This window comes from Vibrio frigidus, assembly GCF_042465995.1.
Classification (GTDB): domain Bacteria; phylum Pseudomonadota; class Gammaproteobacteria; order Enterobacterales; family Vibrionaceae; genus Vibrio.
On record NZ_JBCDMC010000001.1, the window covers coordinates 477012 to 503715 of the forward strand.

The 26704-nt window shown below is 43.3% G+C and carries 21 protein-coding genes; 13 read left to right on the forward strand and 8 right to left on the reverse strand.

Annotation, left to right across the window (positions count from 1 at the left end; translation table 11 throughout):
- Positions 1 to 432: 432 nt before the first annotated feature.
- Positions 433 to 1422, reverse strand: coding sequence for a zinc-dependent alcohol dehydrogenase family protein (locus tag AACW90_RS02080; protein ID WP_390230072.1), 990 nt, complete (start codon positions 1420 to 1422; stop codon positions 433 to 435).
- Between the two features lie 178 nt (positions 1423 to 1600).
- Between AACW90_RS02080 and AACW90_RS02085 the strand changes: the two genes are divergently transcribed.
- Positions 1601 to 1747, forward strand: coding sequence for a hypothetical protein (locus AACW90_RS02085; protein ID WP_390230075.1), 147 nt, complete (start codon positions 1601 to 1603; stop codon positions 1745 to 1747).
- 19 nt (positions 1748 to 1766) lie between these two features.
- Here the strand turns inward: AACW90_RS02085 and AACW90_RS02090 are convergent, their stop codons facing one another.
- Entirely contained in the window at positions 1767 to 2657 is an 891-nt protein-coding gene (locus AACW90_RS02090) for a LysR family transcriptional regulator (protein WP_390230078.1), read from the reverse strand.
- 83 nt (positions 2658 to 2740) lie between these two features.
- Between AACW90_RS02090 and AACW90_RS02095 the strand changes: the two genes are divergently transcribed.
- The gene (locus AACW90_RS02095) at positions 2741 to 3667 is read left to right on the forward strand and encodes a DMT family transporter (RefSeq protein ID WP_390230081.1); all 927 of its coding nucleotides are present in this window, start codon (positions 2741 to 2743) and stop codon (positions 3665 to 3667) included.
- Positions 3668 to 4031: 364 nt separating this feature from the next.
- Here AACW90_RS02095 and AACW90_RS02100 read toward each other — a convergent pair whose 3' ends face one another.
- The 3 genes from AACW90_RS02100 to AACW90_RS02110 all read right to left on the reverse strand — a co-directional run bounded on the left by AACW90_RS02100 (position 4032) and on the right by AACW90_RS02110 (position 6073).
- Positions 4032 to 5069, reverse strand: a complete 1038-nt coding sequence (locus AACW90_RS02100) for an IS110 family RNA-guided transposase (RefSeq protein WP_390230084.1) — start codon at positions 5067 to 5069, stop codon at positions 4032 to 4034.
- A gap of 265 nt (positions 5070 to 5334) precedes the next feature.
- Positions 5335 to 5709, reverse strand: coding sequence for a hypothetical protein (locus AACW90_RS02105; protein ID WP_390230087.1), 375 nt, complete (start codon positions 5707 to 5709; stop codon positions 5335 to 5337).
- A 58-nt stretch (positions 5710 to 5767) separates the two neighbouring features.
- Complete coding sequence (locus AACW90_RS02110; protein WP_347999423.1) at positions 5768 to 6073, reverse strand: monooxygenase; 306 nt, start codon at positions 6071 to 6073, stop codon at positions 5768 to 5770.
- 156 nt (positions 6074 to 6229) lie between these two features.
- On the opposite strand from AACW90_RS02110, the gene AACW90_RS02115 reads away from it, so the two are divergent.
- Entirely contained in the window at positions 6230 to 7135 is a 906-nt protein-coding gene (locus AACW90_RS02115) for a LysR family transcriptional regulator (RefSeq protein WP_390230091.1), read from the forward strand.
- 206 nt (positions 7136 to 7341) lie between these two features.
- On the opposite strand, the gene AACW90_RS02120 is transcribed toward AACW90_RS02115, so the two are convergent.
- A complete protein-coding gene (locus tag AACW90_RS02120) occupies positions 7342 to 7776 on the reverse strand; it encodes a hypothetical protein (RefSeq protein ID WP_390230094.1) in 435 nt (144 codons plus the stop codon).
- A 110-nt stretch (positions 7777 to 7886) separates the two neighbouring features.
- Between AACW90_RS02120 and AACW90_RS02125 the strand changes: the two genes are divergently transcribed.
- On the forward strand, positions 7887 to 8711 hold the full coding sequence (locus AACW90_RS02125; protein WP_390230096.1) for a LysR family transcriptional regulator: 825 nt from the start codon (positions 7887 to 7889) through the stop codon (positions 8709 to 8711).
- Between the two features lie 292 nt (positions 8712 to 9003).
- Here AACW90_RS02125 and yqeB read toward each other — a convergent pair whose 3' ends face one another.
- Entirely contained in the window at positions 9004 to 10602 is a 1599-nt protein-coding gene (gene yqeB, locus AACW90_RS02130; RefSeq protein WP_390230099.1) for a selenium-dependent molybdenum cofactor biosynthesis protein YqeB, read from the reverse strand.
- Positions 10603 to 10620: 18 nt separating this feature from the next.
- The gene (gene yqeC, locus AACW90_RS02135; protein WP_390230101.1) at positions 10621 to 11457 is read right to left on the reverse strand and encodes a selenium cofactor biosynthesis protein YqeC; all 837 of its coding nucleotides are present in this window, start codon (positions 11455 to 11457) and stop codon (positions 10621 to 10623) included.
- Positions 11458 to 11508: 51 nt separating this feature from the next.
- Here yqeC and mocA point away from each other — a divergent pair, with 51 nt between their 5' ends.
- The 9 genes from mocA (at position 11509) to AACW90_RS02180 (ending at position 26554) form a co-directional block, all read left to right on the forward strand.
- Complete coding sequence (gene mocA / locus AACW90_RS02140; RefSeq protein WP_390230104.1) at positions 11509 to 12084, forward strand: molybdenum cofactor cytidylyltransferase; 576 nt, start codon at positions 11509 to 11511, stop codon at positions 12082 to 12084.
- 576 nt (positions 12085 to 12660) lie between these two features.
- On the forward strand, positions 12661 to 15765 hold the full coding sequence (ygfK, locus tag AACW90_RS02145; RefSeq protein WP_390230106.1) for a putative selenate reductase subunit YgfK: 3105 nt from the start codon (positions 12661 to 12663) through the stop codon (positions 15763 to 15765).
- 14 nt (positions 15766 to 15779) lie between these two features.
- Positions 15780 to 17108: a putative aminohydrolase SsnA gene (gene ssnA / locus AACW90_RS02150; protein WP_390230109.1), complete on the forward strand. Its 1329-nt coding sequence runs from the start codon at positions 15780 to 15782 to the stop codon at positions 17106 to 17108.
- A 14-nt stretch (positions 17109 to 17122) separates the two neighbouring features.
- Positions 17123 to 19315: a xanthine dehydrogenase family protein molybdopterin-binding subunit gene (locus tag AACW90_RS02155; protein WP_390230112.1), complete on the forward strand. Its 2193-nt coding sequence runs from the start codon at positions 17123 to 17125 to the stop codon at positions 19313 to 19315.
- On the forward strand, positions 19312 to 19782 hold the full coding sequence (locus AACW90_RS02160; RefSeq protein WP_390230114.1) for a (2Fe-2S)-binding protein: 471 nt from the start codon (positions 19312 to 19314) through the stop codon (positions 19780 to 19782). The genes AACW90_RS02155 and AACW90_RS02160 overlap by 4 nt, the downstream gene beginning before the upstream one ends.
- Positions 19776 to 20660 carry an FAD binding domain-containing protein gene (locus AACW90_RS02165; RefSeq protein ID WP_390230117.1) on the forward strand — a complete coding sequence of 295 codons (885 nt, stop codon included), beginning with the start codon at positions 19776 to 19778 and terminating at the stop codon, positions 20658 to 20660. Before AACW90_RS02160 ends, AACW90_RS02165 begins: the two co-directional genes overlap by 7 nt.
- 525 nt (positions 20661 to 21185) lie before the next feature.
- Positions 21186 to 21980: a molybdopterin-dependent oxidoreductase FAD-binding subunit gene (gene ygfM, locus AACW90_RS02170; protein WP_390230120.1), complete on the forward strand. Its 795-nt coding sequence runs from the start codon at positions 21186 to 21188 to the stop codon at positions 21978 to 21980.
- A gap of 2 nt (positions 21981 to 21982) precedes the next feature.
- The gene (locus AACW90_RS02175) at positions 21983 to 24859 is read left to right on the forward strand and encodes a molybdopterin-dependent oxidoreductase Mo/Fe-S-binding subunit (RefSeq protein WP_390230122.1); all 2877 of its coding nucleotides are present in this window, start codon (positions 21983 to 21985) and stop codon (positions 24857 to 24859) included.
- Positions 24860 to 25153: 294 nt separating this feature from the next.
- Positions 25154 to 26554, forward strand: coding sequence for a nucleobase:cation symporter-2 family protein (locus AACW90_RS02180; RefSeq protein WP_390230125.1), 1401 nt, complete (start codon positions 25154 to 25156; stop codon positions 26552 to 26554).
- The last annotated feature ends 150 nt before the right edge of the window (positions 26555 to 26704 follow it).

Here is a 26704-nt window from a genome sequence, read left to right on the forward strand (position 1 = left end):
ATGTATAACCCTCTTTTTGCCTTATGGTAAAGGTTCAGTCTTTAAAATCATGAGATTGTTGTAATTAAATAATAATTTCTTATTTAGCGAACTCATCGGCACAGTTATTTCCAGAATTGTCAATGTGTACCGACATCCGTACGACATTTTGATCTTGCGAGCGTTGAATCTGGCAAGCTTAAACAAGCTGACGGTTGCTGTTATCAACTGAGTTCCTTTTATAGAATTCCGAATAACATAGAAACTCGGCACCGATAACATCGGGGTTACCTGTTTTGACACCATCTGTTCAAATAATGCCTCCAACAAATTTATTTCATCGTTAATCCTCACCTATCTCTTTCTAACATGTTTACACGATGCTTAATTAAACAACCGAGTTTTCGATACTTTTGTTGATGATAAGCGATCTTGAATCGTCGTATATTTGGCCTAGATTGGGAGCAAGATAATCTTCCCATTTAAAGGCACTGATTTAGATTCAATAAGATTAATAGCAGATTGAACCTCATCTAATGGAACACAACGATCTACATCTAACTGTATGTTATTTTTTATGAAATGGTCTAACATCAGCGTAAATTTTTCACGTCGGAAATCTTTACCAACCGCATTCTCCCAGTAACGTAAGAAAAAGGTACTGAAATCGATATCCTGACTTTTTGCATATTCGAAAAAACGAGGCTCATAAAACTCCAGAGAAAGAGTGCCATAGTTGATAAAACGTCCTTTATTGCCGAGGGTGTAAATGAGATCGGTTCCTGCCTTTCCACCTATAGCATCAAATGCGACATTTGGCCTGGGTAAGTCAAACTTCTGAATTAGGGAAATTAAATCATCTTTTGCATCTAACACATAGTTTGAAGCATATGGATATTTTTCGGTTTGTGATGTTATGACAATGAGCCTGAAGCCTAGTGAGGAGGATAATTGGGAAAAAATCTTACCAATTGCTGAGCCGCCAGCATTGATAATGACAACATCCTCTTTTGTTAACTGAGCAATTTCCGTAGTAAGAACCCAAGCGGTTAATGCATTAATATACAATTGACATGCGTAGCCATTTTCTAAGTGTTGAGGAACATGGAAGAGGTTTTCTGGTGATACATCGATATATTTCTGCCATGTCCCACTCGTAGCTACGATTACTCGCTGATCTAAGATAAATTCAGCATGACTGGACTCTATAACTGTTCCTACTGCTTCAAACCCAGGTATTCTAGGTGGTTGATGGCTGTGTCTATATTGACCTATGCCACGAATCGATAACAAATCACTAGGGTTAATGTTGGTAGCTTCAATTCGAACTCGAACCATATTTTCTGCAAGATCGTCCAAAGGGACACTTTCTAACTTTAGAGACTCTTTCGGTTGACCGAAGCAGAACTGATTAATTCGTGTGTTTTGTTTGGTGTGAGTCATTTATGGGTCACTTAAATTGTTTCACGAGTAATATTATGCGGACTAGTAAATCTAGTCACACATTTACAAGTATTTTCAGCTCTACAAACTGAATTGGTTCAATCAAAATCAAGGTGGGATCCACTTTGAGACGTTTATCCAAGCGCCGCAGATTCAGCAAAAGTTGTTCCCAGTGTGTATGGGTGGTGCAGTATCATTCGTGGGTGGTGTTTTCTCTGCTATTGCAGGCACTTGGTCTGAAGGCGAGCAAGACAAAGTAAATCGATTTATTGAAGATTGGGTTCGCATGTTACAGAACGAATCTAAAAAAAAGAAGACACAATAATCGAAACAATGGCTCAATATTAACGCATCCGGTTTCTCTTTTTTAATAATTGTACGGCCGTTTTGACAAATGCCTGTGTGGCAGGAGAGGCTTGGCGGGAACTGTGGAGCGCTAAACCAATTGTTCGTTTGCATTGCGGCGCGAGTTGACGAGCCACATAGCCATCGGTTTGCAAAGCTTGAGGGAGGGCTAATTCAGCAACGAGTGCAACACCTTCGCCTTTTGCAACTAATGCAATTGTAGTCATCAGTTGGGTCGTTCTGAAACGAATGTCAGGGCTCAGATCTTCGGCCGCAAATAATTTGGAAATGAGTTGTGCTGAACCGGCTTCAGTCAAAATAAAAGGAACATGACATAAATCCTGAAGTGCAATTTTATCTTTCTTCGCCAATGAATGTGCTTTAGGTATAAGGGCAACAATTTTATCTTCAATCAATGCAAAGGTATCAAAACGTTCATCAGGCAGCACCACAAAGCCAACATCCACCCGACGTTCTTGTAACCATTGTACGACCTGTTGATCATTTCCTTCATCAATACGCACCTCAATATTGGGAAATTGCTTACGGTAATCATCCAAAATCTCCGGGAGTAAGCGCAAAGAAGAAGTTGGACCGAAAGATCCAATACGCAGGCTCCCTCGTTGCAACCCCTTAATATCTGCTGTTTCTTGGCGTATGGTCTCAGACAACCCCAGTATTTCTCGAGCGCGGGGAAGCAATTGAACTCCAGCGACAGTAAGTTCAGTTTGTGACTTATTGCGCTCGATAAGGCTTACCCCTAAATCCTCCTCGAGTTTTTTCAGTGCGTGCGAAACAGCGGACTGACTAATACCTAACTGTTGGGCCGCCAAGGTAAATCCACACCGCTCTGCAACCACCACAAATATTTCAAGTTGACTAAATGTCATGATCTTTTGCTCATTTTACTATGGCCTAACATTAGTGAAAGACTGTAGCATATATCCGGTTCACTTTTCTATCGAGCGACATCATGCAACCAATTACCAATACATCGAACGACTTGGCTTTACCCTCCATCTGGCCAACCTATTTCAAACTTATTCTAGTCGCCTTACTGTGGGGAGGAACTTTTATCGCAGGGCGTTTACTTGCGGGATCGCTTTCACCGTTAATGTCGGCGATAGGCCGTTTTGGTCTGGCGGTATTGATACTCATTTTACTCACTATAAAATTAGAAGGTAGGCTACCAAAGCTATCGCTCAGACAGGTTGCGATCACCTTCGCTCTCGGTCTTACCGGAATATTTACCTACAATCTGTGTTTTTTTACTGCACTCTCTGAAATGCCAGCTTCCCGTACGGCTCTATTTGTTGCGTTTAATCCTATCGCTACAGCGTTATTGGTTTCCCTTTTATACCGAGAAAAAATTTCATTACAGAAGTTACTTGGGATCTCTGTAGCAGTATTGGGTGCACTGACGGTGATCAGTAATGGTCATCTACTTACCGTGATCCAAGATATGAGTCAGGCTTTTGGTCGTGGAGAATTGTCAATGCTCTGCGCAGTACTTAGCTGGGCTATCTATACTGTCGTGGGACGGAAAGCACTGCTTGGTTTATCACCTTTAGTGTCAACAACTTATGCTGCTATTTGGGGGTTACTATTGCTGTTAATGGTCTGGTTTTTCAATCCAAATGTGCAGATGCTACCTGAGTTAAATTGGGAAATTGTTGCTGCTATTGGCTATTTGGCGTTATTTGGCACCGTAATCCCTTTTATTTGGTATTACCAAGGAATAAAAACGATTGGTGCGGCACAAGCGGCTGTCTTTACTAACTTTGTTCCGTTATTTGGTGTGTTGTTCGGCGCTTTGCTACTCAATGAGCAGATCTCCCTTTCGATGTTACTCGGTACTGCGCTGGTGATCACCGGAGTGGTTTTGACAAATCGCCGTTAATAAAGAACCAGAGAAAACCAGAAAGTTGAGACATCCACATCTTGATCTGCACCATTAATACTGGACACCAAGTTAAGCGACTTTCCATACCAATAGTTATTCATGAGTCGCTAATATTCGATTTTCCGAAACTCATTTCTGCCCCATTGTGTATATGGAATCCACGTATTTACAAAGTGATTTTGGCAATAAAAGTTAAGATGCGGTCGTATATTCGGCTTCTTATTGAAGGAGCTACCTTCTAGCCTTTGATGTTTTGCGCACCTACTGTCCTCATCGAGTTTGCAGCTTCTAAGGCATGACAGAATGGCCAGGTTTTCAGTAGGTTGGTCTTACCTTTTATGCATCATCATTTTGTAAAATTTTAGAATTTGTTAGTGAGTAATACTGGTTTATATTCAGTCTCATATCGAAGCATTGCCCACGCAGTCCGTACCACTTTGTTGGCCAGTGCAATGCAGGCTTTCTTGAAGCCGATACGATCTATGATACTCCTCAACCAAGCGTCCTTCTGAGTCTTCGGCTTTTCGGGGAGTCGTCCAACGTAAGACATTGCGCCAAGATAAAGAAGCGAGCGTAGCTCCTTCACACCTCCGCATTTATCGATCCCAATCATAAAGACTTTGCCACCTGAACTGTGTTGTTTAGGCGTAAGACCAACAAACGCTGAAGCTTGTCTTCCATTTTTGAACTGCTTTCCATCACCAAGAGTTGTATAGAGCATCGCAGCAGTTGTTTCACCAACACCTTCAATGTCCATTAATCGTTGACATGGTTCTATCTGACGGGTTAATGCATTTTTCTCTTTTTCGAACGCGATGAGTTTTGCTTTCAGTTCTTTATATTGCTCCCACAACATGGACAGAACGGATACAACATTTGCTGGTATTGAGGTCTCTCCATCCAATACAGCCTGAACAGAAGCTTTTAAACCTTTTTCACCTCTAGGATTTGCTATCCCGTAACCCAAAATCGTCCCTCTAATATGAAGCGCTAGCGAAACAACACTACGAGATAAGAATCTACGGCTAGTTTCTAAAGAATGCATAGCTTGTTGTTCCAATGACTTTGGACGGCTGTACTTAATACCAATTTGTATAGCGGCGTTAGCGATGGCGAGAGCATCATTATGATCCGTTTTATGACCTTCTAGATATCCTTTCACCTTCTTAGGGTTAATAATTCGGACTTCATGCCCAAATTTTTCTGCTAATTGTCCCCAGTAATGGCAACCGCAACAACCTTCCATGGCGACAATCGAAGGCTTAGCCTTCGCCAAGAACTCTTTCATTTTCTGGCGACTCAGAGGTTTATTGGACAGTAGTTCACCATGAATGCTGATATGGCAGGCTTGAAGAACATTTTTTGCTAAGTCGATAGCGATAACATTTTTAGTCAACATATTGGAACCCTCGTTATAACGGCACTCTGCTAAGTGTAGATTGGCAGAGAGGGAGTGGATTCCATACATCAAGTTTCGTTCGATTTACATCACGAGTTATTGTATGAGGTTTAACCTAATTTTGCTTATACATGTAATGTCTATAAAGTTCAGGCTTTATCATTATTAGTGAACTTTACTTTAGTCTTGATAAAATGGTTGAATACGAAAACACTCGGCATATACCGAGTGCTTTTTGTTTGTGCTATCCGAACTAAATAATCGTTTAAGCTTGCTTACGAACCTGCAACACGCTCAGTATAGATAGTGAAAGGAAGAACGCGGGGTCACTCCAACCAAAGCCAACAAAGATACCAGTGAAAGCCGCATACAGTGTGATGATGGTACCCAGCATATTGGTGATAACCAAACCTTGGATGAGTTTTTTGGCGCTGATCCCCGCATCAATATCTCGTAATAACCAAGTTATCGCTGCAATACCACCAAGGAAGATACTGGTGTGTTGAGACAGAAAGTAAGCGTACTTATCATTGATTTCCACGCCGTACATGGGCCACATCACCGTTGGTAGAAAAAACAGTGCGATGGCAAACCCAGCGTAAATGATGCCGTGTAGGCTTAAAAACGTTTTATTGTTCATGTTGTATCTCTCTATCTCGTGTCTTCCATTATCTTTCTTCATTCAGCAAACGTCTGAATTAGCCGTTGATTGGACCTTTGTTAATGGTAGTTAATGGCTGATTAACGTCAAAAATTACACCACGCACTTCTTCTACGCCCATCTCTTTTAAGCGAGCGGCATGCATCGCTAGGTAAGTTTCTGCACTGAGTTGGTCTTCAAAAAGGTAGACACCACCACCCAGTTTTTCGGCTTGGTTTTCTGTCCAAATTTTCCAGATCATGCCTGGTTCGTTGTTAATAGACTTTGCTAGGTCAACGAGTGCGTTTGACATCTCTTCACCAAATGGGCCGTTAAATTCAAAGTCGACTTGTAATAATTTCATGGTTATTTCTCCAAACAGTTACTTGGTATTGCGCTGTGACTCATGGTCATTTCGCAAAACATAGGAGGCTTGATTGCCTGTTGAAATAGATATTACTTGTAAAAAACAGACAGAAAAGTTCATAATATTGCCATTAACTGTCAGGATTTTAGACCGATGAGATTAAAGACTACCCTAGACCAATGGCAAACACTCTATGAGATAGACCGCGCCGGCAGCATTCAGGCTGCGGCATTGCAGTTGAATAAGAGCCACACCACGCTTATTTATGCGCTGAGAAAGTTGGAAGATCAATTGGGCGTGTCTTTGGTTCAGGTTGAAGGTCGGAGGGCGGTGTTATCGGAAGACGGCAAAGCGTTACTGCGCAGGGCGAGCAGCATGCTGGAACAAGCTCGAGAACTTGAGCTGATCAGTGAACAGCTAGCAAAGGGTGTGGAATCTGAAATAGTGGTCGCGGTTGATCATCTTTGTCACCTTGAACGTCTTTATAAGCCCATGGCAGCATTTTTGGCGGAGAATAACACCACATCGATACAAGTTGTTGAAACGTCACTGTCTAAAACAACGGAAATGGTGACTCAAGAACTAGCCGATGTAGCTATCATCAACCTACCCATCACAAATTATTCGGCAGAGGTCTTTGGCTTTACGAAGATGGAACCTGTTGTGGTTAGCTCGCATCCGTTAGCTAACGCGACATCCATATCGCTAAACCAGCTGTCGTCGTTACCACAAATTGTTGTTAGAGACTTAGGCTCGATTGAAAAGCTCGGAGAGAAAAAAGATGTGGGTTGGTTGAAGTCGAGTCAGCGCATTACGGTTGATAATTTCGACCATGCCTTTAGTGCAGTAGAGCAGGGTGTGGGTTATTGCAGGCTACCTAAGCATATTGTTGACAACCGTGGCAGTGGGAAACTGACTGTGCTGAATGTTGAAAATGGAGGTGGTTATCAGGTTCCATTACATCTGACTTTACCTAAAGGGATTAAAACGGGGCCTGCTACAAAACGTTTTTATGAATTGCTTCTTGAGTCAGTCTCTCCTCTACCTTCTATCGATTAGTAGTTTTTGTAATACTCTAGATAATTCGCTAAATGTTAATTTGGAAACTTACTGACTTGGAATTGTCCAGGAACGTGCTAAAACGATATCTGCTAGCACGTTTTCTCTCCATTCCGTGTCAATAGATCTCGATAAACACCTCGGCCAACACCTATTAAAATTCATCAAGGTCAGTTGTGGTCCTAATTAATTTCGCATTTCACAAGCTAATCTACAGTTTTATATTGAAGTGTGCCTACATTCTCACGAAAATAATCTAGTTGACCATCTAATTCATGAGAAACAATATACGTTCGGCTCTCAACCGTTTCTTCAGCCAAGCCATACCAAAATGATTGATCAAATGTTGTTACATACCATCCATTCCCTAGTGTATCTGATTTCAGTCCTGTAATTGTCGTTCCCTTAGGAAAAATTTCTGTGCCTAAGCGAGTTAATACTTTGATAAAGCCCTCTTTATTGTCACATCGTTGCCAATCAATATCTGCATCATCTTTATAGTGGTCTATTCGAAGATTAATATCGTCGGCGATGAGTTCTAGCAATGTTAAATCTCCTTTCTCAAATCGGTTTAATACTTGATGGATTGCAATATCACTGTGACGATCGAGCATATTCTGGTTCCCTTCCTTAGTCGCCATACGAGATGACCTTGTTAAATGAATTTTTGTATTATCTGTAGACACAAAAGTAGCAATTTTTCTTATATAGATATAATATTGATTATATTTACTATCCATAGATAAATTATATGATAGAGATAAAACCACTCCATTACTTTTTGGCCGCCTATGAAGAAGGGTCTATTACTGCAGCAGCATCGCGATGTTACATCTCACAACCGTCGATTACTCATGCTATAAAATCGTTAGAAACAAATTTAGGGGTGATAGTTTTTGAGCGTAATAAACAAGGTATTAAACCAACAAAAGAGGGGCACAAGCTCTACAAGCTAGCTTCTGATCTGTTATTGCAAAGCCAACAATTAAAGGCTGCCTTTATACCCGATAGTAGTATTGAACTACATATATATATACAACCAGATATCAACATTGAATATTATTTTGGTATTATTGAATCGATAAGAAATGTGTCATTAGATATTAACTTGTCTATCGCAGATTCTATTGAGCAAGCGCAAATTGCCATCATTGATGAAGAACGATTACCGTCGCAATTTGAGTTTAAAATACTTCGTCAGGAAGGCTATAAACTCGTTGTGTGTCGAGACCATCCATTAGCGAAAAACGAAGAAGTCAGTCTCAATTCGCTTGAAGGCCTCAAGTTCATTGAGAGACCTTATTGTACCAATCGGAAAGCATTTGAACGTCTTATCAATGAGAAGAACATATCTATTATTTACAAGGGTAAAGCTATCCACGATTTGCAACTACAAGGCTTAGTAAAACTAGGGTTAGGGGTAGCAGTAATACCAGAGTCATACATCCAGCAAGATGATGATTTAAAGTATATTTCGATTGTCTTGGACAGACCAATAACACGCTCTATTGTCTTAGCATATCGCAAGCTACCCAATAAATTAATAGAAGGTATTAAAGAAATACAGTTCACATAATCGATAGGTTTATGGCGCAAAGAATTCGTATGTTTTAAAAGGTAGTTTGAGTTACCACCCATTAATAAACCACTCATACAGGAGTTAATGCCGATCATTTAAGACAAAGTTGTCATCGTCATTCCCGTGAAAACGGGAATCTGTGTGGGTTTAGATCCCCATTTTCATGGGGATGACGTTGGTTTTCGTGAGGATGACGGAGTTTGATCTCTTAGGTGAACAGCATTACTCTTACAGGAGTGGTTTATTGAAGTTCATTAATGGGTTATTAAAACAAACTGACGCTGAAAGATTAACTCAATTCAGTATGTTCTAGGTGAAGCATCGCTTCTAACACACTACCGCCAATGGCTCTGGCTTTATCTGACACCGTTGTATAATCGGATTCGATTCCTCGAGGGTCAATATCGCCGATTTTAAACCCTTCAGTGACCGTGAGTCCTTCATTCAGTAACCCTCGAACCATTCCGCTCAATGGCGCGATGACTGGGTTGTCACCAACATGAGCGATGACATCCCCTTCTTCTACAATATCACCCAGTTTGACATGATTATGCATAACACCATCATTGCTTGCGCGCATGACTCTCTGGTGAGTATAACCGGCAATATTGCCCGGAATGCCCGTATTGGCTTGAGTGACACCGTTATAGATAATTCGGCCTAGGTAATGGCCGCGATTGGTTTCTATTACCGCGTCGCAATCTTCACCAGCCGTAAAACCAGGGCCCAGCGCGATGGTGACTGGCGCCATATCACGGCGAGTGCCTAGATTACGTTTCGCGAGAATCGCATCGACCACAAAGGTTGGTTTTAGTTTGTCGATAGAGCAGCACTCTTCATCAACCATAACGGCGATTTCGTTGTCGTTGATTATCTTATATACGTCTTTACAGTTGTTTGCTTTTCTAGCGGTAACCCCTTCCACTGTCGAAGGTTCACCGTACAAGCATTGGGCGAAAGAGACAGTGCAGCGTATTACTGTGGGTTGTGAAATATCCGTCATGACGACTTTAAACCCTGAATTTTTTAGGCGAATGGCGACTCCCGTAGCAATATCTCCCGCACCTCGAATGAGAACCAACCTATTGCGATTAATACGGGGATCATCTTTCATTAACCCGCCAGCAGACTGATGCTTAACCTTTAGAATTTCAGCCATGATACTGATGGCAATTTCGTCTGGGGTTTCCGCGCCAATATTAAACCCGATAGGAGAGTGTATTGCTTGAATGTGTTCTTCGCTTACATTACATGTTCTAAGGTGATTAAACAGAGTCTGGACCTTGCGACGACTTGCCATAAGGCCGGTATATCGAGTATCACGACTCACGATCTTTGAGATGGCATCTTTGTCTTGGTGGTTCGTGGCGATAACCACGAAACTCTCTTCGGTAATGTTCAATTTATCGATAGCATCTTCCATGCTCTTACCAAGGATGCATTTTGTACCCTCTGGGAAATGTTCTTCTGCAAGGCTATCTTCGTACGCGTCAGCAACCGTAATATCAAAACCGAGTACATGCGCCGCATGCGCGACCGCTCGATTGACATGACCGCCGCCAATTAACAAAAGGCTAGGGCGAAGGCCATACACATCAATGAACACACTCATCGAACCTCCACAATCCATTCCCATCGCTTCAGGACCTGATTGCGTCATTCGACCTTTGACTACTCGAGCTTTTCTTTCCGACATCGCTTCTAATGATTGTTCAATCACATAGCGTTCTATCATGCCGCCACCAACGGTGCCTATAATAGTGCCATCGGTTTTAACAATCATCTGTCCAGAATGACGCGGTGCTGACCCACGTGTTTCAATGATACTTGCTAGTGCAAATGGAACGTTTTGTTCTTCTAATTGTGCTGCTCTTGCAAAAATGTTCATTAATCATGACCTCAGTTTTCATGACGAGCGCTTTATGGGCGAGTTTCTCGTCAGTACGTCTTTAATCGGGGTATGACTGTTCATCGTCGCAAGCCAGATGGCATCAAGTGTTGAGGTTTGGCTGATAATTTTATTGGCTAACGTGATTGTTTTGTCGTAATCAGTGGCCAGATCCAGCTTGTTTATCAACCAAATTTTGATGGCATCTTTGGGAGCGTGCTTAAACATTCCATGTTGATGTTCAATCAAGTTTCCCAGTACTCGGTGGTCTATGAGTTCGCCATCCAAGCATTGGGTCAGTGCAGAAAACGTGTCCCATCGATGAATTCTCTCGGGGTTCGCCCGAGTATGAATAATTTCTGCACCAGTGACACCGATAACTATATCCGAAGTATTCGGGATGCAAGGCTCATGCCTATTAGGTGCCTTTATTGGCAAACGTTTAGCACCATCTGACTCAATAATAAAAACTGTGAAAGGTGAGTCATTTTTTAAATTATCAATAAATTGACTTGTGACACCCGACACTTTAATTTTGTCATTTTTATTATCTGTTTTAATTTTATTTTTATAACAAAAAGTGATACTTGGCTCTAATAAATTCAAGTGCTGGTATGTTATTAGTTGTTCGTTGGTGTCGTGGAGGTTAATAAAATTATCAGCTTGTTCATTTTCTGGTAAATACATTTTTGTTGTTGTGCTAACAAAAACATGATGACCTTTCTGCTTGAATTGATTGGCAAGCCAAAACACCGTTGATGTTTTACCACCACCCCCTACTAGTGAAATAACAAGCGGCCTTGATGCGGAGGCCTTAAATGGTAAAAAATGCAGTTCGTGGTCGTCAAATTCCAACGTCATATGGCCTCCTAATAATGAGATTAATGTTAACAAATGGGTAATATAATGGTTCAACGTCAACACGTAGACTGTGTGATGCCTGCTGCTGGCCTGTCATCTCGAATGGGACGCTGGAAGATGATGCTACCTTACCTTCACCATACAATCCTTGATGAAAGTATCGAAAATGCACTTGGCTTTTGCACTCGAGTAATACTTGTCGTGGGTCACCGCGGTGGTGAATTAGCCCAACGCTATCAGAGCAACAGCAATATAGTTGTGGTGGTAAACCCGGGGTTTGAACAGGGGATGTTTGGCTCTATTCAACATGGTGTTAAACAAGTCGAAACGGACAATTTCTTTATATGTCATGGCGATATGCCATGTATTTCTGCTGATATTTATCAGAGGGTGTGGAATGAACGTGGTCAACACACTGTCTTTCCGGGCACAGTTAAAGCCCCGGGCCACCCGGTTTTGCTCTGCTATTCTATGGCGGCTGAGATAGCCAATGCTCCTTTGGACAGTAAGATGAAAAAATTGATTCAGAGTGGCGAAGTGAAATATGTAGGAATGAAGGAGTTAGAAATATTGTTCGATATTGACACACAAGATGCCTATGACGCGCTTTGTCGGCGTTGAAGCTGATTGACTTCACCATGTCCAATTTTATTAGTATCATTATGAGAGTTGATAGTGAATTTTTATCAAAATGATAATAAGTCACTATCACCAGCTAATAATTGTATTGTGTAAAAATCTAGACTGTTTATTTGAACCTATTTTGTTATTGAGAATAAATTACATTTCACCTTTCTATATTAAACAATTTTTTAACGTTTCTGTTTCTGATAATACCTATCAAAATAAACGGTATCAAAGTGATAGTTATTTATTAATTTGATAGGTATTTTACCTTGACTAAGAATCATAATCATTTCCGACTTATCTTGTTCATTATTAAACGCTTTACCTTCAGGTGCGTGCGCTCACACAATGGACCTTAGTTTCGACCTCTGTCACGAATTTAACTTAGAACAATCGACTTGATGATCTCGATTTTAATATCTGGCTCAGTAGTTGCTCTTTAATAAATATAGTTGGTTGATTTTTTTCGACCTATCACTTTGAGACCGACATATTTTAGCCCCACACATTGCATTACGAAATGTACTGGCTGTAACCAAACAAGCAATTATAGCATCAAGGAGATTTATCATGGGAGACATCATGCGTCCCGTTCCGTTCGGCGAGCTTCTTAATCGTATCTTTAGCGAGTATAAGGAAAGCCAGTCGATTTTTGGGATTCCAGCAAAGCAATTTTATCGCAAGGAGAGCAACAAAGATCTTTCTGTTTGGGGTGAGAATTGTGAAACACCCGTCGGGCCGGCGGCCGGCCCGCATACTCAATTGGCGCAGAATATTATCTGCTCTTGGTTAGCGGGTGGTCGTTTCATGGAACTGAAGACCGTTCAAAAGCTTGATACGTTGGAAATCGCTAAACCCTGTATCGACGCAGAAGATGAGTGTTTTAACACCGAATGGTCAACCGAATTCACTTTAATAAAAGCGTATGACGAATATCTTAAAGCGTGGATTGCATTGCATCTATTGGAAGAAGTTTTTGCTCCACGATTAGAAGGCGAAGCAAAATCTTTTGTCTTTAATATGAGTGTGGGCTACGACCTTGCTGGGATCCAAACAGCACCAATGCAGAAATATATCCATGACATGCTTGATTCAAGTACGCATGAAAATTTCGCTGCATATATCGATGAATTGAATCGTTTTATCGCGAAATCAGATTTTGCTAACGAGTTTAGTTCAACACGCCTTAATCAGCTTACTGAGACGATTACACCTCAACTGACGCGTGGTGTCACATTATCTACTATGCATGGTTGCCCACCACATGAGATAGAAGCGATCTGTCAATATATGATCGAAGAGAAGGGCATCAACACGTTTGTGAAACTGAACCCTACTTTATTAGGCTTTAAACGTGTTCGTGAAATATTAGATAACGCCGGATTCGACTATATTGCGTTAAGCGAAGAGTCATTCGGTCACGACTTGCAGATAGAAGACGCGAAAGCAATGCTTCATCGTTTGGTCGAATTAGGCAAAGCAAAAAATATCGGATTTGGCGTTAAGCTAACCAACACCCTTGGCACGCTAAATCGTAAGGGACGTTTACCCGACAAAGAGATGTATATGTCTGGCCGAGCTTTGTTCCCACTGTCTGTTAACGTCGCCCTTGAACTTTCTCGAGAATTCGACGGAACATTGCCTATTTCGTATTCCGGTGGTGCTAGCAAATTTAATATTAAGGAGATTTTTGAAACGGGTATTCGCCCAATCACAATGGCAACTGACTTGCTGAAGCCTGGTGGTTATCTTCGCTTAACTGACTGTGCGAAAGAGCTAGAAACCAGTGATGAATGGGGAATGCAAAAAGTTGATCTCGTGAAACTTGAAGCATTAGCGGCAAAATCACTGGTCGCAGATTACGTACAAAAAGAGTGGCGTGGACCAGAAGAAATCAGTGTCAAAAAAGCGCTGCCTTTGACCGATTGCTATATTGCACCTTGTGTCACTGCTTGTCCTATTAGCCAAGATATTCCCGAGTACATTCGTCTGTTGGGTGAGCAAAAGTACACCGAAGCATTAGAGGTTATTTATTCTCGTAACGCTTTGCCTGCCATTACCGGACATATCTGTGATCATCAATGCCAGTACAACTGTACCCGTCGTGACTACGAAGGGGCATTGAACATTCGTGAAATGAAGAAAATCGCACTTGATAAAGGTTGGGAAAGCTATAAAGCCAAGTGGCATGAACCTGATTTAGATAGCGAAAAATTCCCTGTCGCGGTTATCGGAGCCGGTCCTGCTGGTTTGTCCGCGGCCTACTTTATGGCGCGAGCTGGTCATCCAGTAACCATATTTGAGAAAGAGAAAAATGCGGGCGGTGTGGTGACGAATATCATTCCGCAATTCCGAATTCCGGCAGAAGTGATTCAACACGATATTGATTTTGTTACCGCTCATGGTGTTCATATTGAATACGGTTGCAACCCGAATTTAGACTTGGATGCACTAAAATCGAGTGGTTTCAAATATATCTGTTTAGGAATAGGAGCGGATAAAGGCAACCCTATTTCGCTTGCAGGTGACAATAGCAATATCTATAAGTCGCTAGAATTTCTACGTCAGTTCAATGACGGTGAAAAACTGGAGCTTGGAAGTCATGTTGCGGTTATTGGTGCAGGAAACACGGCGATGGACAGTGCTCGTGCCGCTCTTAAAGTTGATGGCGTTCAGAAGGTAACCATACTGTACCGCCGTACAATTGCCGAAATGCCCGCCTACAAAGAAGAGTATGAAGAAGCGGTTGAAGATGGCGTTCAGTTTATGTTCCTCACTAATCCGGAACAGTTCGATGCCGATGGCAAGCTAACCGCTCGTGTTATGGAATTGGGAGAGCCTGATGAGAAAGGTCGTCGTCGCCCAGTTGCCACACAAGAGACCATTGAGCTTCAGGTGGATGCGCTCATTACCGCTGTAGGCGAACAGTCAAACCGAGATGCACTTGGCCGTATTGGTATTCCAATGGGTGAAAATGGCTGGCCTATTGTTGACGAAGAAAGCTGTGAAACAGGCGTAGAGAATGTCTTCTTAATGGGTGATGCCCATACAGGACCGTCATCTATCGTTTCTGCTATCTCCAGTGGCCGGAAAACTGCGACAACGATATTGGCCCGAGAATCGAAATCAGAGAGCCTAGCCGATGTTTCATCAGAGGTTAAGGTCGAGGCGATATATGCGCGTAAAGGTGATATTCAAGTTCAGATGATCAACGTTAACGAACTTGAAGAATCCGACCGCGAAAGCTTCATAGAGCAAGAAGCAAGTCGTTGTCTGGAATGTAATTACATCTGTAGTAAGTGTGTAGACGTATGCCCTAACCGAGCCAATATATCTTTGCCTATTCCAGGGTTCAAAGACCAATACCAAACATTGCACCTAGACGCTTACTGTAACGAATGTGGTAACTGTGCTCAGTTCTGCCCTTGGGATAGCAAGCCTTACAAAGACAAATTCACCATATTTAATCTACGCGATGACTTTGCAAACAGTACCAATGAAGGCTTCTACGTAGAGGGTAAGGAAGTATTAGTTCGCTCAAAAGGTGAGACATATACCTTTAGCATTAATAACGAGAGTGAACTGGATATGCCTGTGTCGATGACGGATGAAGCGACAATGATTAGCTACGTTCATGCGCATCATAATTATTTGCTTGGCAGCGTTGATTTATAGGTTAGGAGTCAGGAATGTTAATACTAAAAAATGCAACGGCGGTGCAATTAGAGCCTGCACTGATTAAGGAAAGCGTTGATATCGTACTTGATGGCGGCGTTATCAAAGCGATCGGTTCAAATCTGGCGGGTAATTACCCCGGCGCGACGGTAAAAGAGATGAATGGGAAATTGGTCATGCCGGGCATTGTATGCTCGCACAACCACTTTTATTCGGGTCTTGCTCGCGGCATTATGGCCGATATCAAACCAAGTCCAGATTTTATTTCGATTCTGAAAAATCTTTGGTGGCGTATGGATCGAGCTTTGGATGAAGAAGCGCTGTATTACAGCGGCCTGATTTGTTCATTGGAAGCGATTAAGAATGGCTGCTCTTCGGTGATTGATCACCACGCTTCGCCAAACTATATCGCCGGTTCGTTGAAGACATTGCGCAGCGGTTTCTTAAAAGCGGGCTTGCGCGGAATGACTTGCTATGAGACGACTGATCGTAATGGTGGCATGAAAGAAATGATGGCCGGAGTTGAGGAAAATATTGCCTTTGCTCAACTGATTGACAGCGCTAAAGCGAAAGGGGAAGAACCGTATCTTGTAGAATCGCATATTGGTGCACATGCCCCATTTACGGTGACGGATGAAGGTCTCTCCATGATGTCTGAAGCTGTTAAGGCTACGGGACGTGGTGTCCACATTCATGTCGCAGAAGATCGCTACGACGTCACTCATAGTCATCATCATTACAGTCAGGATATTGTTGAACGTTTGGACAGTTTTGGCCTAATCAATGAAAAAACACTTTTGGCACATGGTCTATTCCTGTCTGACCGAGACATTGATATCTTGAATGCGAAAGACGGTTTCTTAGTACACAACGCCCGTTCTAACATGAACAATAATGTAGGTTACAACAGCAAACTAACTCGCTTTAAGAATGTAGCTTTGGGAACCGATGGTATTGGTGCAGATATGTTTGAAGAACTTAAATTTGCTTTCTTCAAACATCGTGATGCTGGTGGCCCTTTATGGCCAGATAGCTTTACACGTAATCTATGGAATGGTAACGAAATTCTTGCACGTAACTTTGGGGCTAAGTTTGGTCGTCTGGACCCAGGAAATAAAGCAGATTTAACGATTCTCGATTACACCAGTCCAACGCCATTTGTGGCCGATAACCTGCCAGGACATATTGCTTTTGGTATCAATGCGGGCAACGTCAACAGTGTTATCGTTGAAGGCCGATTTGTGTATGAAGATCGAGCATTCCCATTCGATATTGCGCCTATCTATGCAGAAGCACGCAAAGTAGCGCAACGCCTTTGGAAAACAATGGATCGATTAGACTAATGTGAGATCTCGATATGGATACGGTTAATACTCGATTCAAGTGGGAAGAAGCCACTGGTGAAGCTAAGTATATTGCCGACCGTCATTACCCGGGACTTTTAGAGGGGCGGTTTTTCCGCTCTTCTTGCCCCAGAGGGGTTATTAAATCGGTCGAACTTCCGGAACTACCAGAAGGCTACCATTTATTTGGTGCTGATGATGTTCCGGGACAAAATGCGCTTCCTATAGTAGAAATAGATTGGCCAGCGTTTGCTTGCACTGAAGTGCGGTATGTTGGTCAGGTTATCTATCTTTTGGTTGGTCCAAATCCAGATGTGATAGAGACGTTACTGAATAAAATTAAGGTTGATTACACGCCGTTAAAACCGGCGTATACGATAGAGCAATCTAAAGCGCTTATCGATGGTGCGATTCACTCAACGGACAACGTGCTTGATAGGCACACGCTAACAAAGGGCGATGTTGAAGAGGGGTTTTCCCGTGCAGTGACCATTATTGAAGAGACGTGCAGTACGGGTTATCAAGAGCATATCTATCTGGAAACACAAGGCTGTGTTGGCTATCCAAAGGATGGAAAAATTGTTATAGAGGGCTCGATGCAGTGTCCTTTTTATGTTCATCACTGTATGGCGGTACTACTTGGCCATGATAACGTTCGTGCTATTCAATGCCCGACGGGTGGTGGGTTTGGTGGTAAAGAAGATTATCCTGATGTCTTGGCTGGGCCACTGGCTGTCGCGGTTGAAAAATTGCAACAACCTATTCGAATCGTACTGGAGCGTAGCGAAGACATTCAATTCACGTCTAAGCGACACCCGGTAGAATTTCACTACAAAACCGGAATTGATGCCGATGGCAATATTGTTGCTATGGAACTCAACTTTGATATTAATTCAGGTGCTTACCTTAGCCTTTCTGGCATTGTTTTACAGCGTTCCCTTACAACGGCGACCAATGTTTACGATATCCCTAACGTTCGCGTAGAAGGACATGCTTGGACAACGAACACCGTGCCAACAGGTGCATTTCGTGGCTTTGGTTCACCACAGACGTGCTTCTGTATGGAAACCCATATGAATCATATCGCCAAGCAGATTGGCGAAGACCCAATGGCTTTCAAGCATCGACATTTCCTAAAATCAGACTCGACCACCTTGACTGGCGCGGCTATTTTCGGCGAATTAGTGTTGGATCAAATGTTGGAGCGGATACTGAACTTATCAGACTATAACAACAAGACTGACGCGAATACGATTCTGTCAAATGAGCGAGCTCAGAGACAAGGGCTAGATAACGAAAAACGAAAAGGAATTGGACTGGCCGTGTTCCAGCACGGTTGTGGTTTTGCTGGAGATTTAGAAGATACGCTGGTACGCGCAAAAGTACGTCTTCTCAAATTGGCGGACGGTACTATTCAAATCCTCGCATCTAACACTGATATCGGGCAAGGCTTAAGCCTGACATTCCGTAAGATTGTCGCCGATACCTTAAACAAACCATTGGACACGATTCAATTAGCGGTGCCAGATACTGGCATTGTGCCGGATTCTGGCCCAACGGTCGCGTCTCGGTCAATCTTGATTGTTGGTTATTTGTTGGAGAAGGCGGCCAAAAAAATAAGAGATAATTGGCACGAAGGTGAACCTCTGGAAATCGAAGAGGTGTACCGCAAGCCGGACTACCACGTTTGGGATCAAAATACTTATCAGGGCAATGCGTATCAAGCAACAAGCTACGGTATGAATATTGTTGAGGTTGAGGTCGATATGGCTACCGGCGAAACAGATATTCTCGGTGCTTGGGCAGTATACGATATTGGCCATGCGATTGATCCAGCCGTTTTCAAGGGCCAGATTGACGGAGGTTTAGTGCAGGCGCTTGGTTATGGCAGTTGTGAGAAAATGGAGCTAAATGACGGAGGTGTTTTCGCTCAAAAAACAATGGCTGATTATGTCATTCCAACGGCGTTGGATGTGCCGTCGATTGAAAGCGACCTAGTTGATAACCCTTACCCTTACGGACCAAATGGTGCTAAAGGGGGAGGGGAGTTAACCCATAATGGCGGTGCGGCCGCATTTTCAGCGGCAGTAGAATCCGCTATTGGCGAACGCTTGTCATCAATACCCGTCACACCAGAGAAAATATGCCAGGCGATTTATCAAAGTGAACGAGTACAGAATACCACTGGCGGAGGTAAGGCAAAATGAAGATCAGATTCTATTTAAATGATGAGTTGGTCGAAGTGGAAGCGGATCCCCTGCAATCAATACTGCATACACTGCGTATCAACCTCAGTCACATGGCGACCAAAGAAGGCTGCGGTGAAGGGGAGTGTGGCGCGTGTTCAATACTGTTTAATGGCGATCTGGTCAACGCTTGCATGATGCCCATTGGTCAAGCCGATGGTGGTCAGTTGATGACACTGGAAGGGCTGCGCAAAACGGAAAAAGGATTGTGTGTTATCAATGCGCTTCTTGAAGCAAAAGGTGTACAGTGCGGATTTTGTACTCCGGGTATGGTGCTTGCGTTATATGCTTTACTTGAATCCAACGCCCATCCGAACGAGCTGGAGATTCGGACAGCGATATCAGGTAACCTTTGCCGTTGCACAGGGTACGGGATGATTGTTGACGCCGCGAAAATTGCCAGCGAAAGAGGAGAAGGGTTATGGTAGAAGCATATCGTCCGGACACTTTAGAGCAGGCATTGGATAGGCTTGCGGTTGGTTGCCATACGCTCTTTTCTGGTGGTACTGATCTCATGGTACAACACAGCGTCAGACCGGGAATGACGCCGAGTTTTAATCGGGATGTCGTTTTTGTCGATGCAATCCAAGAGCTAAAGCATATTACTAAAACTCGCGATGGCGCTCATTCGAACGGTGATGTAAAAACCGCACTGGTTATCGGCGCAGGGGTGACATTAAACGAGATTGAAAAACACCCCATGGTGCCCGATATATTACGTCAAAGTGCGGCCAAAATAGCCGCGCCTGCTCTTCGTAATCGCGCCACTATGGCGGGTAATATCTGCAATGCTTCACCCGCCGCAGATACACTGCCTGCTTTATACCTGTTAGATGCACGTGTCGTGCTGTCGTCTGTTCAAGAGGTGCGTGAAATAGAACTTGAAGACTTCATCATTGCTCCGGGACGGACCCAGCTTAGGCAAAATGAGATGCTCACTCATATCATTATTCCGCAAGCTGATTTTCCCGTCACGTTCTACCATAAGGTTGGTACCCGTGCTGCAAATGCACTGACTAAGCTTTCGGTTGCAGGGTTAGCAAACGTTAAAGAAGGCAAATTAGTTGATTGTCGTATCGCTTTTGGTGCGGTTGGTCCGACAGTGGTTCGCAGTCGTCAACTTGAGTCTCTATTTGCTGGGCTACCCGTCGAGCAACTTTCAGACCCAAGTTTTATCGAAGAAGTAATAACCTTGTATGGAAAAATCATTCATCCAATTGACGATCAACGTTCTACGGCTGATTATCGCCTTCAGGCGTCTCTTAATCTGTTACGACGTTGGCTTAGTCAATTAAGTAGTCAATAAAGGTTATTAACCACTTCAGTTTGTCATCGTATTTTATTGGGGAAGAAAAGGGGGGGGGGGGGGGGGGGGCGATACGCCCCCCCCCCCTTTTTGATGCCTGTTCCTTTGCATCCATATTGCTGAACAATGACGTTTTCACGTTGGAATTACTAAACGTTTTTCACTTGAAACGTGACCTTGTGGTATTGGTATTATCAACTATCACGTTTGATAGATATCAAATTGATAGTGGAAAAATATTATTTTGATAGGTATATCTAACGTATTGATAAGCATTCCTATTTAATGTTTTTTAACTATCTTGAATTTGTCGATGTGCTCAGATTCTATCGATGATTTAGCTCTCATTTCTGCCTCGATTTCAGACGAGGTTCACGAAACGCTTCACTTATTAAGTCCTTGGTCTAGGTTGGCGCAATAGTTGCTATTTTCTTGACTAAGAATAGTTAAAGTATCGTCCAAGGCCTCACTTAATAAAATAGGCCATGAACTCAAAGATAAGTAGAAATCTAAAGGGTAAGAATAATGATTGAGCACTACTTCAGACCAGACTCTACCACCCAGGCTTTAGAACTCATGCAGCAATATATTGGCACAGCAACATGGTTCGCCGGTGGTTCCAAGCTTAACGCCACACCAAGTAAAACCGATAAAACGGTTGCTATATCGCTTGATAAGTTGGCGTTCGATAAAATTGAACAATTAGATGATGCCATCCACATCGGTGCGATGTGCAAGATTCAGCATTTGATAGATAACGAGTTAGTACCGGTGGCATTGAAACAATCAGCAAGCTTCATTTACTCTCGGCATGTACGCAACCAAGCCACACTTGGTGGTGAAATTGCAGCTTTACAGACAGAAGCCCGTTTAATACCCAGCCTCATTGCATTGAAAGCCCGCGTAGTATTGGCAGATGATAGAGAATGCGATGTCGAAGAGTATATCTCAATAGAGACACGAGATTTGATTGTTAAAGTCATCATTCCTGATGTGAACCTCAACTGCATTGGTTACAACATATCGCGCTCTGCTGCGGGATTAGCGGTTGTCACCGCTGCGGTGTCAGTAGACAACCAAGGGAATAAGGTTATTGCACTTGATGGCGTTTCCCCATTGCATAATGGTGCCGCAAAACCTATCCGTTTGCGAGATGTTGAAAGTCAAAACCTCAAAGGTGAGTTGTTAGAACAAGCGGTAGCGGATGCGGTTCATCCCGTTGCGGATATCATCGGTAGTGCGGAATATAAGCGCTACATCGCGGGTGTCGTTGTGGCAGATCTACTGACAGAGTGTCAGCAATTGGCTGAGGAGGCTTAACTATGACCATTCAATTTACGCTAAATAGTCGCCCTCAAGAACTCCAATGTGCTCTTGGTGAAAATGTACAAAAACTACTGCATGGCATGGGGCTACACTCCGTACGTAACAGTGATGATGGTTATGGTTATGCAGGTTCAGATGTCATCTTACTAAACGGAAAGTTAGTGAATGCTTCATTGTTAATTGCAGCGCAACTCGAAGGTTGTGACGTATTTACAGCGGAATCATTAAGCACACACAATAACCTAAACGTAGTTCAGCAAGCGATGATTGATGTCGGTGTTGTTCAGTCAGGATATAACGATCCAGCGGCGGCACTGATTATTACGGATTTACTAGAGCGAATTGCCAACCCTACTCGCGAAGAGATAGATGATGCGCTCTCTGGTCTATTTAGCCGTGATGCTGGCTATCAACAGTTCTACCAAGTGGTCAGTTTGGCTGCAAACCGTAAACATACGCCGGATTACAATGAAGAAGTGGCACCGGATTTTTGTGATGACTTGGATATTGTCGGCAAGGTGAGTCCGAAAGACGACTCAGTGAAAATGGTTCAGGCCAAACCCTGTTATGTTGAAGATAGAATTGCTAAAGATGCGTGTGTTATTAAAGTATTACGCAGTCCTCATCCACATGCGTGGATAAAACGTCTGGATGTCAGTAAAGCTGAAGCGCTAACCGGTGTTGTGTTTGTCATGACGCACGAAAACTGCCCAGATATTCCTTACACGCCCGGCGGTCAAACGGGGCCCGAACCATCGCCTTTAGATCGACGCATGTTCTGTCAGAAACTGCGCCATGTCGGTGACCGTGTTGCGGCCGTTGTCGCGGAAAGCGTCGATATAGCTGAAGCGGCTTTGAAACTTATTGACGTTGAGTATGAAGTACTGAAACCGGTGATGAGTATCGATGAAGCCGCCGCAGCAGATGCGCCAATCATCCACAATGAACCTATTGAATATCTTGCGGGTGCACCTTCTGATCTCGAAGAACAAAACAGAGATGCCGACCCACGTGAAGGTAAGTTGATTGTTAACTTTCCAATAGGCTGTAAGCCGCGCGAAAATATCGCCGCTTCGGTACATGGTCAGATTGGCGACATCGATCAAGGCTTTGCGGACGCAGATATAATCTTGGAGAGAACGTACGAATCCAAACAGGCACAGCAAGCGCCAACGGAAACCCATATTTGCTACGCCTATATGGATGGAAATCGATTGGTTATGCATGCTTCCACTCAGGTGCCATTCCATGTACGTCGTCAGATCGCTAGGATCCTCGGCGTTAAGCAAAACCTTGTACACATAATTAAAGAGCGTGTTGGTGGTGGGTTTGGGTCCAAGCAAGATATCTTGGTTGAGGATCTTACGGCTTTCGCGACCTTTATGACCGGACGACCAGTTTATCTTCATTACACTCGTGAAGAAGAATTTATCGCTTGTTCTACGCGTCACGTTGCTAAGGTCAATCTAAAAGTAGGCATGAAAAAAGATGGTACTCTGACGGCAATTGACATGGATTTCCAAGCCAATACAGGTCCTTATGGTAACCATGCTCTTACAGTACCTTCCAACGGTCCTGCGTTATCACTGCCGCTTTATCCAATCGATAATGTGCGTTTTAAAGTGACAACGTACTACTCAAATATTTGTCCTACAGGTGCTTATCAAGGTTATGGCGCACCTAAAGGTGTCTTTGCCCTAACAATGATGCTAGCGGAACTTGCTGATGAACTGGATATGGATCTTCTGGATATTATTGAGAAGAACCGAGTTCATGAAGGTGACCCACTAAAAATTAAAGCGGCAGTTGGTGAAGGCGATTTACCGACAGAACCGCCTAGAGTTCTTTCGTGCGCGCTTACTGAAGTGTTGCGTCGTGGACGTGAAGAGTTCGGCTGGGACACACCGAAAGAAGATCTCGGACCTGACTGGAAAATCGGGCGAGGCGTTGCAATTATGCAGCAAAAATCGGGCATTCCAGATATCGATCAGGCGAACTGTAAAGCTAAATTGGCCTCAGATGGCACAATGATTGTCCATTCTGGAGGTGCAGACATTGGTACTGGCTTGGACTTGGTCGTGAGCAAGATCGTTGCAGAAACACTGAAGATGCCGCTGGAAGAAGTGACGGTCATCTCTGGTGATACCGACCACTGCCCGTTTGATAAAGGGGCATACGCATCGTCAGGAACATGTTTCTCCGGAAATGCGGCAATGAAAGCAGCGCAAGCAATGCGTGAACGCATACTCATTTGCGGAGCAGAGATGCTTGGTGAGCAGGTTGAAAGTGTTAAACTTGTTTTCCCTGCAACGGTGGAAGCCAAAGATGGCAAACAAGTCACCTACGGTGAAATTGCGCATCAAGCTGAAGGTGGTAAAGGTTGGGGGCAGTTACTCACGAGTGGCAGCTTCATTACCTCTGACTTTGCTTTTCCATATGGGGCCAATTTCGTTGAGGTTGCGGTCAATACTCGCTCCGGTCAGATAAAACTGAATAAATTTCATGCCCTTCTCGATTGTGGTACGCCAATCAATCCAGACTTGGCGCTGGGTCAAATCTATGGAGCCAGTATGCGTGCCATTGGTCACAGCATGACTGAGGAGTTGATGTATAACGAGAGCGGTGTGCCAATCAATACCGATCTGAAGAGTTACGGTGCACCGAAAATTGGTGATATACCATTAGATTTTCGGGCGGCGTTAGTACCAAGTGATGATCCTGTTGGACCATTTGGCGCTAAGTCTATTTCAGAGATTGGTGTAAATGGTGCTTCACCGGCCATCGCTACCGCTATTCATGATGCCTGTGGTGTGTGGATTCGAGAATGGAACTTTACACCAGAGAAGGTACTTAGAGGACTCAACAAACTGTAAATTGAACTAAAAGCGGTTAATTTTCAGGGGATGGGAAATATCCGCTTTTTTAATTTGCGAGTGAGTTGTCATAGCTTGGCTGATACGAACTAAATTAGATTTAGTTGTAGTGAAATGGGGTAAGGCAGCACCTAGTTATTTACTAGGTGGGAGCCCCTTGGGGATTTTCTGGCTAGGTTATCGATTCCATACTCGTCCAATCTTTTCGTTGATACTGTTTGACTGAACAGGCACATAAGAAGCCTTAAAGCGCACAGTAGTCTGTGAAAAGTCTATAAAATGGATAGTATTGAAATGAAACTCTTTTATAACGTCGAAGATAAGCCTCCTGTTGGAGCCGCAATATTATTAGCTTTTCAACATATGCTCGCGGCTATGGGGGCAATCATTGCTGTGCCTTTAGTCGTGGGAAGTGCAATTGGATTGCCTACCGATCAAATGGTTATTTTAGTCAACGCTGCCCTTATGGTCTCTGGGGTAGTGACGATTGTTCAGTGTAAAGGTGTGGGACCAGTAGGGATTCGTCTACCTGTTGTTATGGGGACAAGTTTTACCTTTGTTGCCATCTCTATCTCTATCGGTTTAGATGCCGGTATTTCAGGCATATTCGGTGCATCGCTGGTGGGATCACTGGTGATGATTATCGGTAGCCGATTTATGCCTCAGATCCGCAAATTATTCCCGCCGGTTGTGTCCGGTACGGTTGTGGTACTTATTGGTTTAACTATTCTACCCGTTTCCGTGGATTGGTTTGCTGGTGGATTTGTGGGTCAAGAAGAGTACGGTCAACTTAGTAATCTGTTGTTAGGTCTTTTGGTACTGGTTGTTGTTATTGTCCTATCACAAGTTGGTACCGGTATTATATCAGCGGCAGCGATTGTAATAGGGATGGCTGTAGGTTATCTGACCGCTATATTTATGGGCATTGTTGATTTCTCTCCTGTACGTGATGCTAAGTTCTTTGCTTTGCCTGAAATATTGCCGTTTGGCCTTAGTTTCACCGTGAGCGGTATCATCGGTATGTCGATTGCCTACCTGGTCACGATCATGGAATCAACGGGTGATTTTTTAGCATTGAGTGATGCAACTCATACCAAATTAACGGGCAAGAAACTGTCGAAAGGTATCTTGTGTGATGGAGCCGGTAGTGCATTAGCGTCTATGTTTGGTGCAACCCCTTTTTCATCATTTAGCCAAAACGTCGGTATTGTTTCTATTACTGGCGTCGCGAGCCGCCATGTGGTTGCCCTTACTGGTTTCATCATGCTGTTGGCTGGTTTATTTCCAAAGCTGGGCGGTATAGTGGTAACGATCCCTTCACCTGTTCTTGGTGGTGCTGGCTTAGTCATGTTTGCCATGATTATTTCAGCGGGTATTGGCATCCTCTCACGAATTAGTTTTACCAAGCGCAATATGTTGATCATTGCAGTAGGTGTTGCGTCTGGTATGGCTGTGACTGTTCGTCCAGAAATACTTACTCACTTACCTGAATCCTTGAAAGTCATTTTCGGCTCAGGTATCACCACTGGTTCATTGGTTGCACTTGCATTGAATGTTGCTCTAGGCGTTAATCGCGCGGATGAAGCGGAAAGTGCAACCGAAAAACGTGAAGCCTTGGAAGAGCAAATTAAAGAGTGTGAAGTGTGTAATCGTGCTTTGGAAGAAGAAGAAAACTTGGCTCGTCAGAAAGCGTAAATCGGCACTGAATAAACTGGCAAGGAGCCGATTGGTTTTTTGCCATCAATGAATACTTAGAATTCTACATTAGAACTTTAAAATTGATCTGTACGCTATTTGTGATCGTCCTATGATGAGAAACAAATAGATGTGCGTATAAAAAATGTA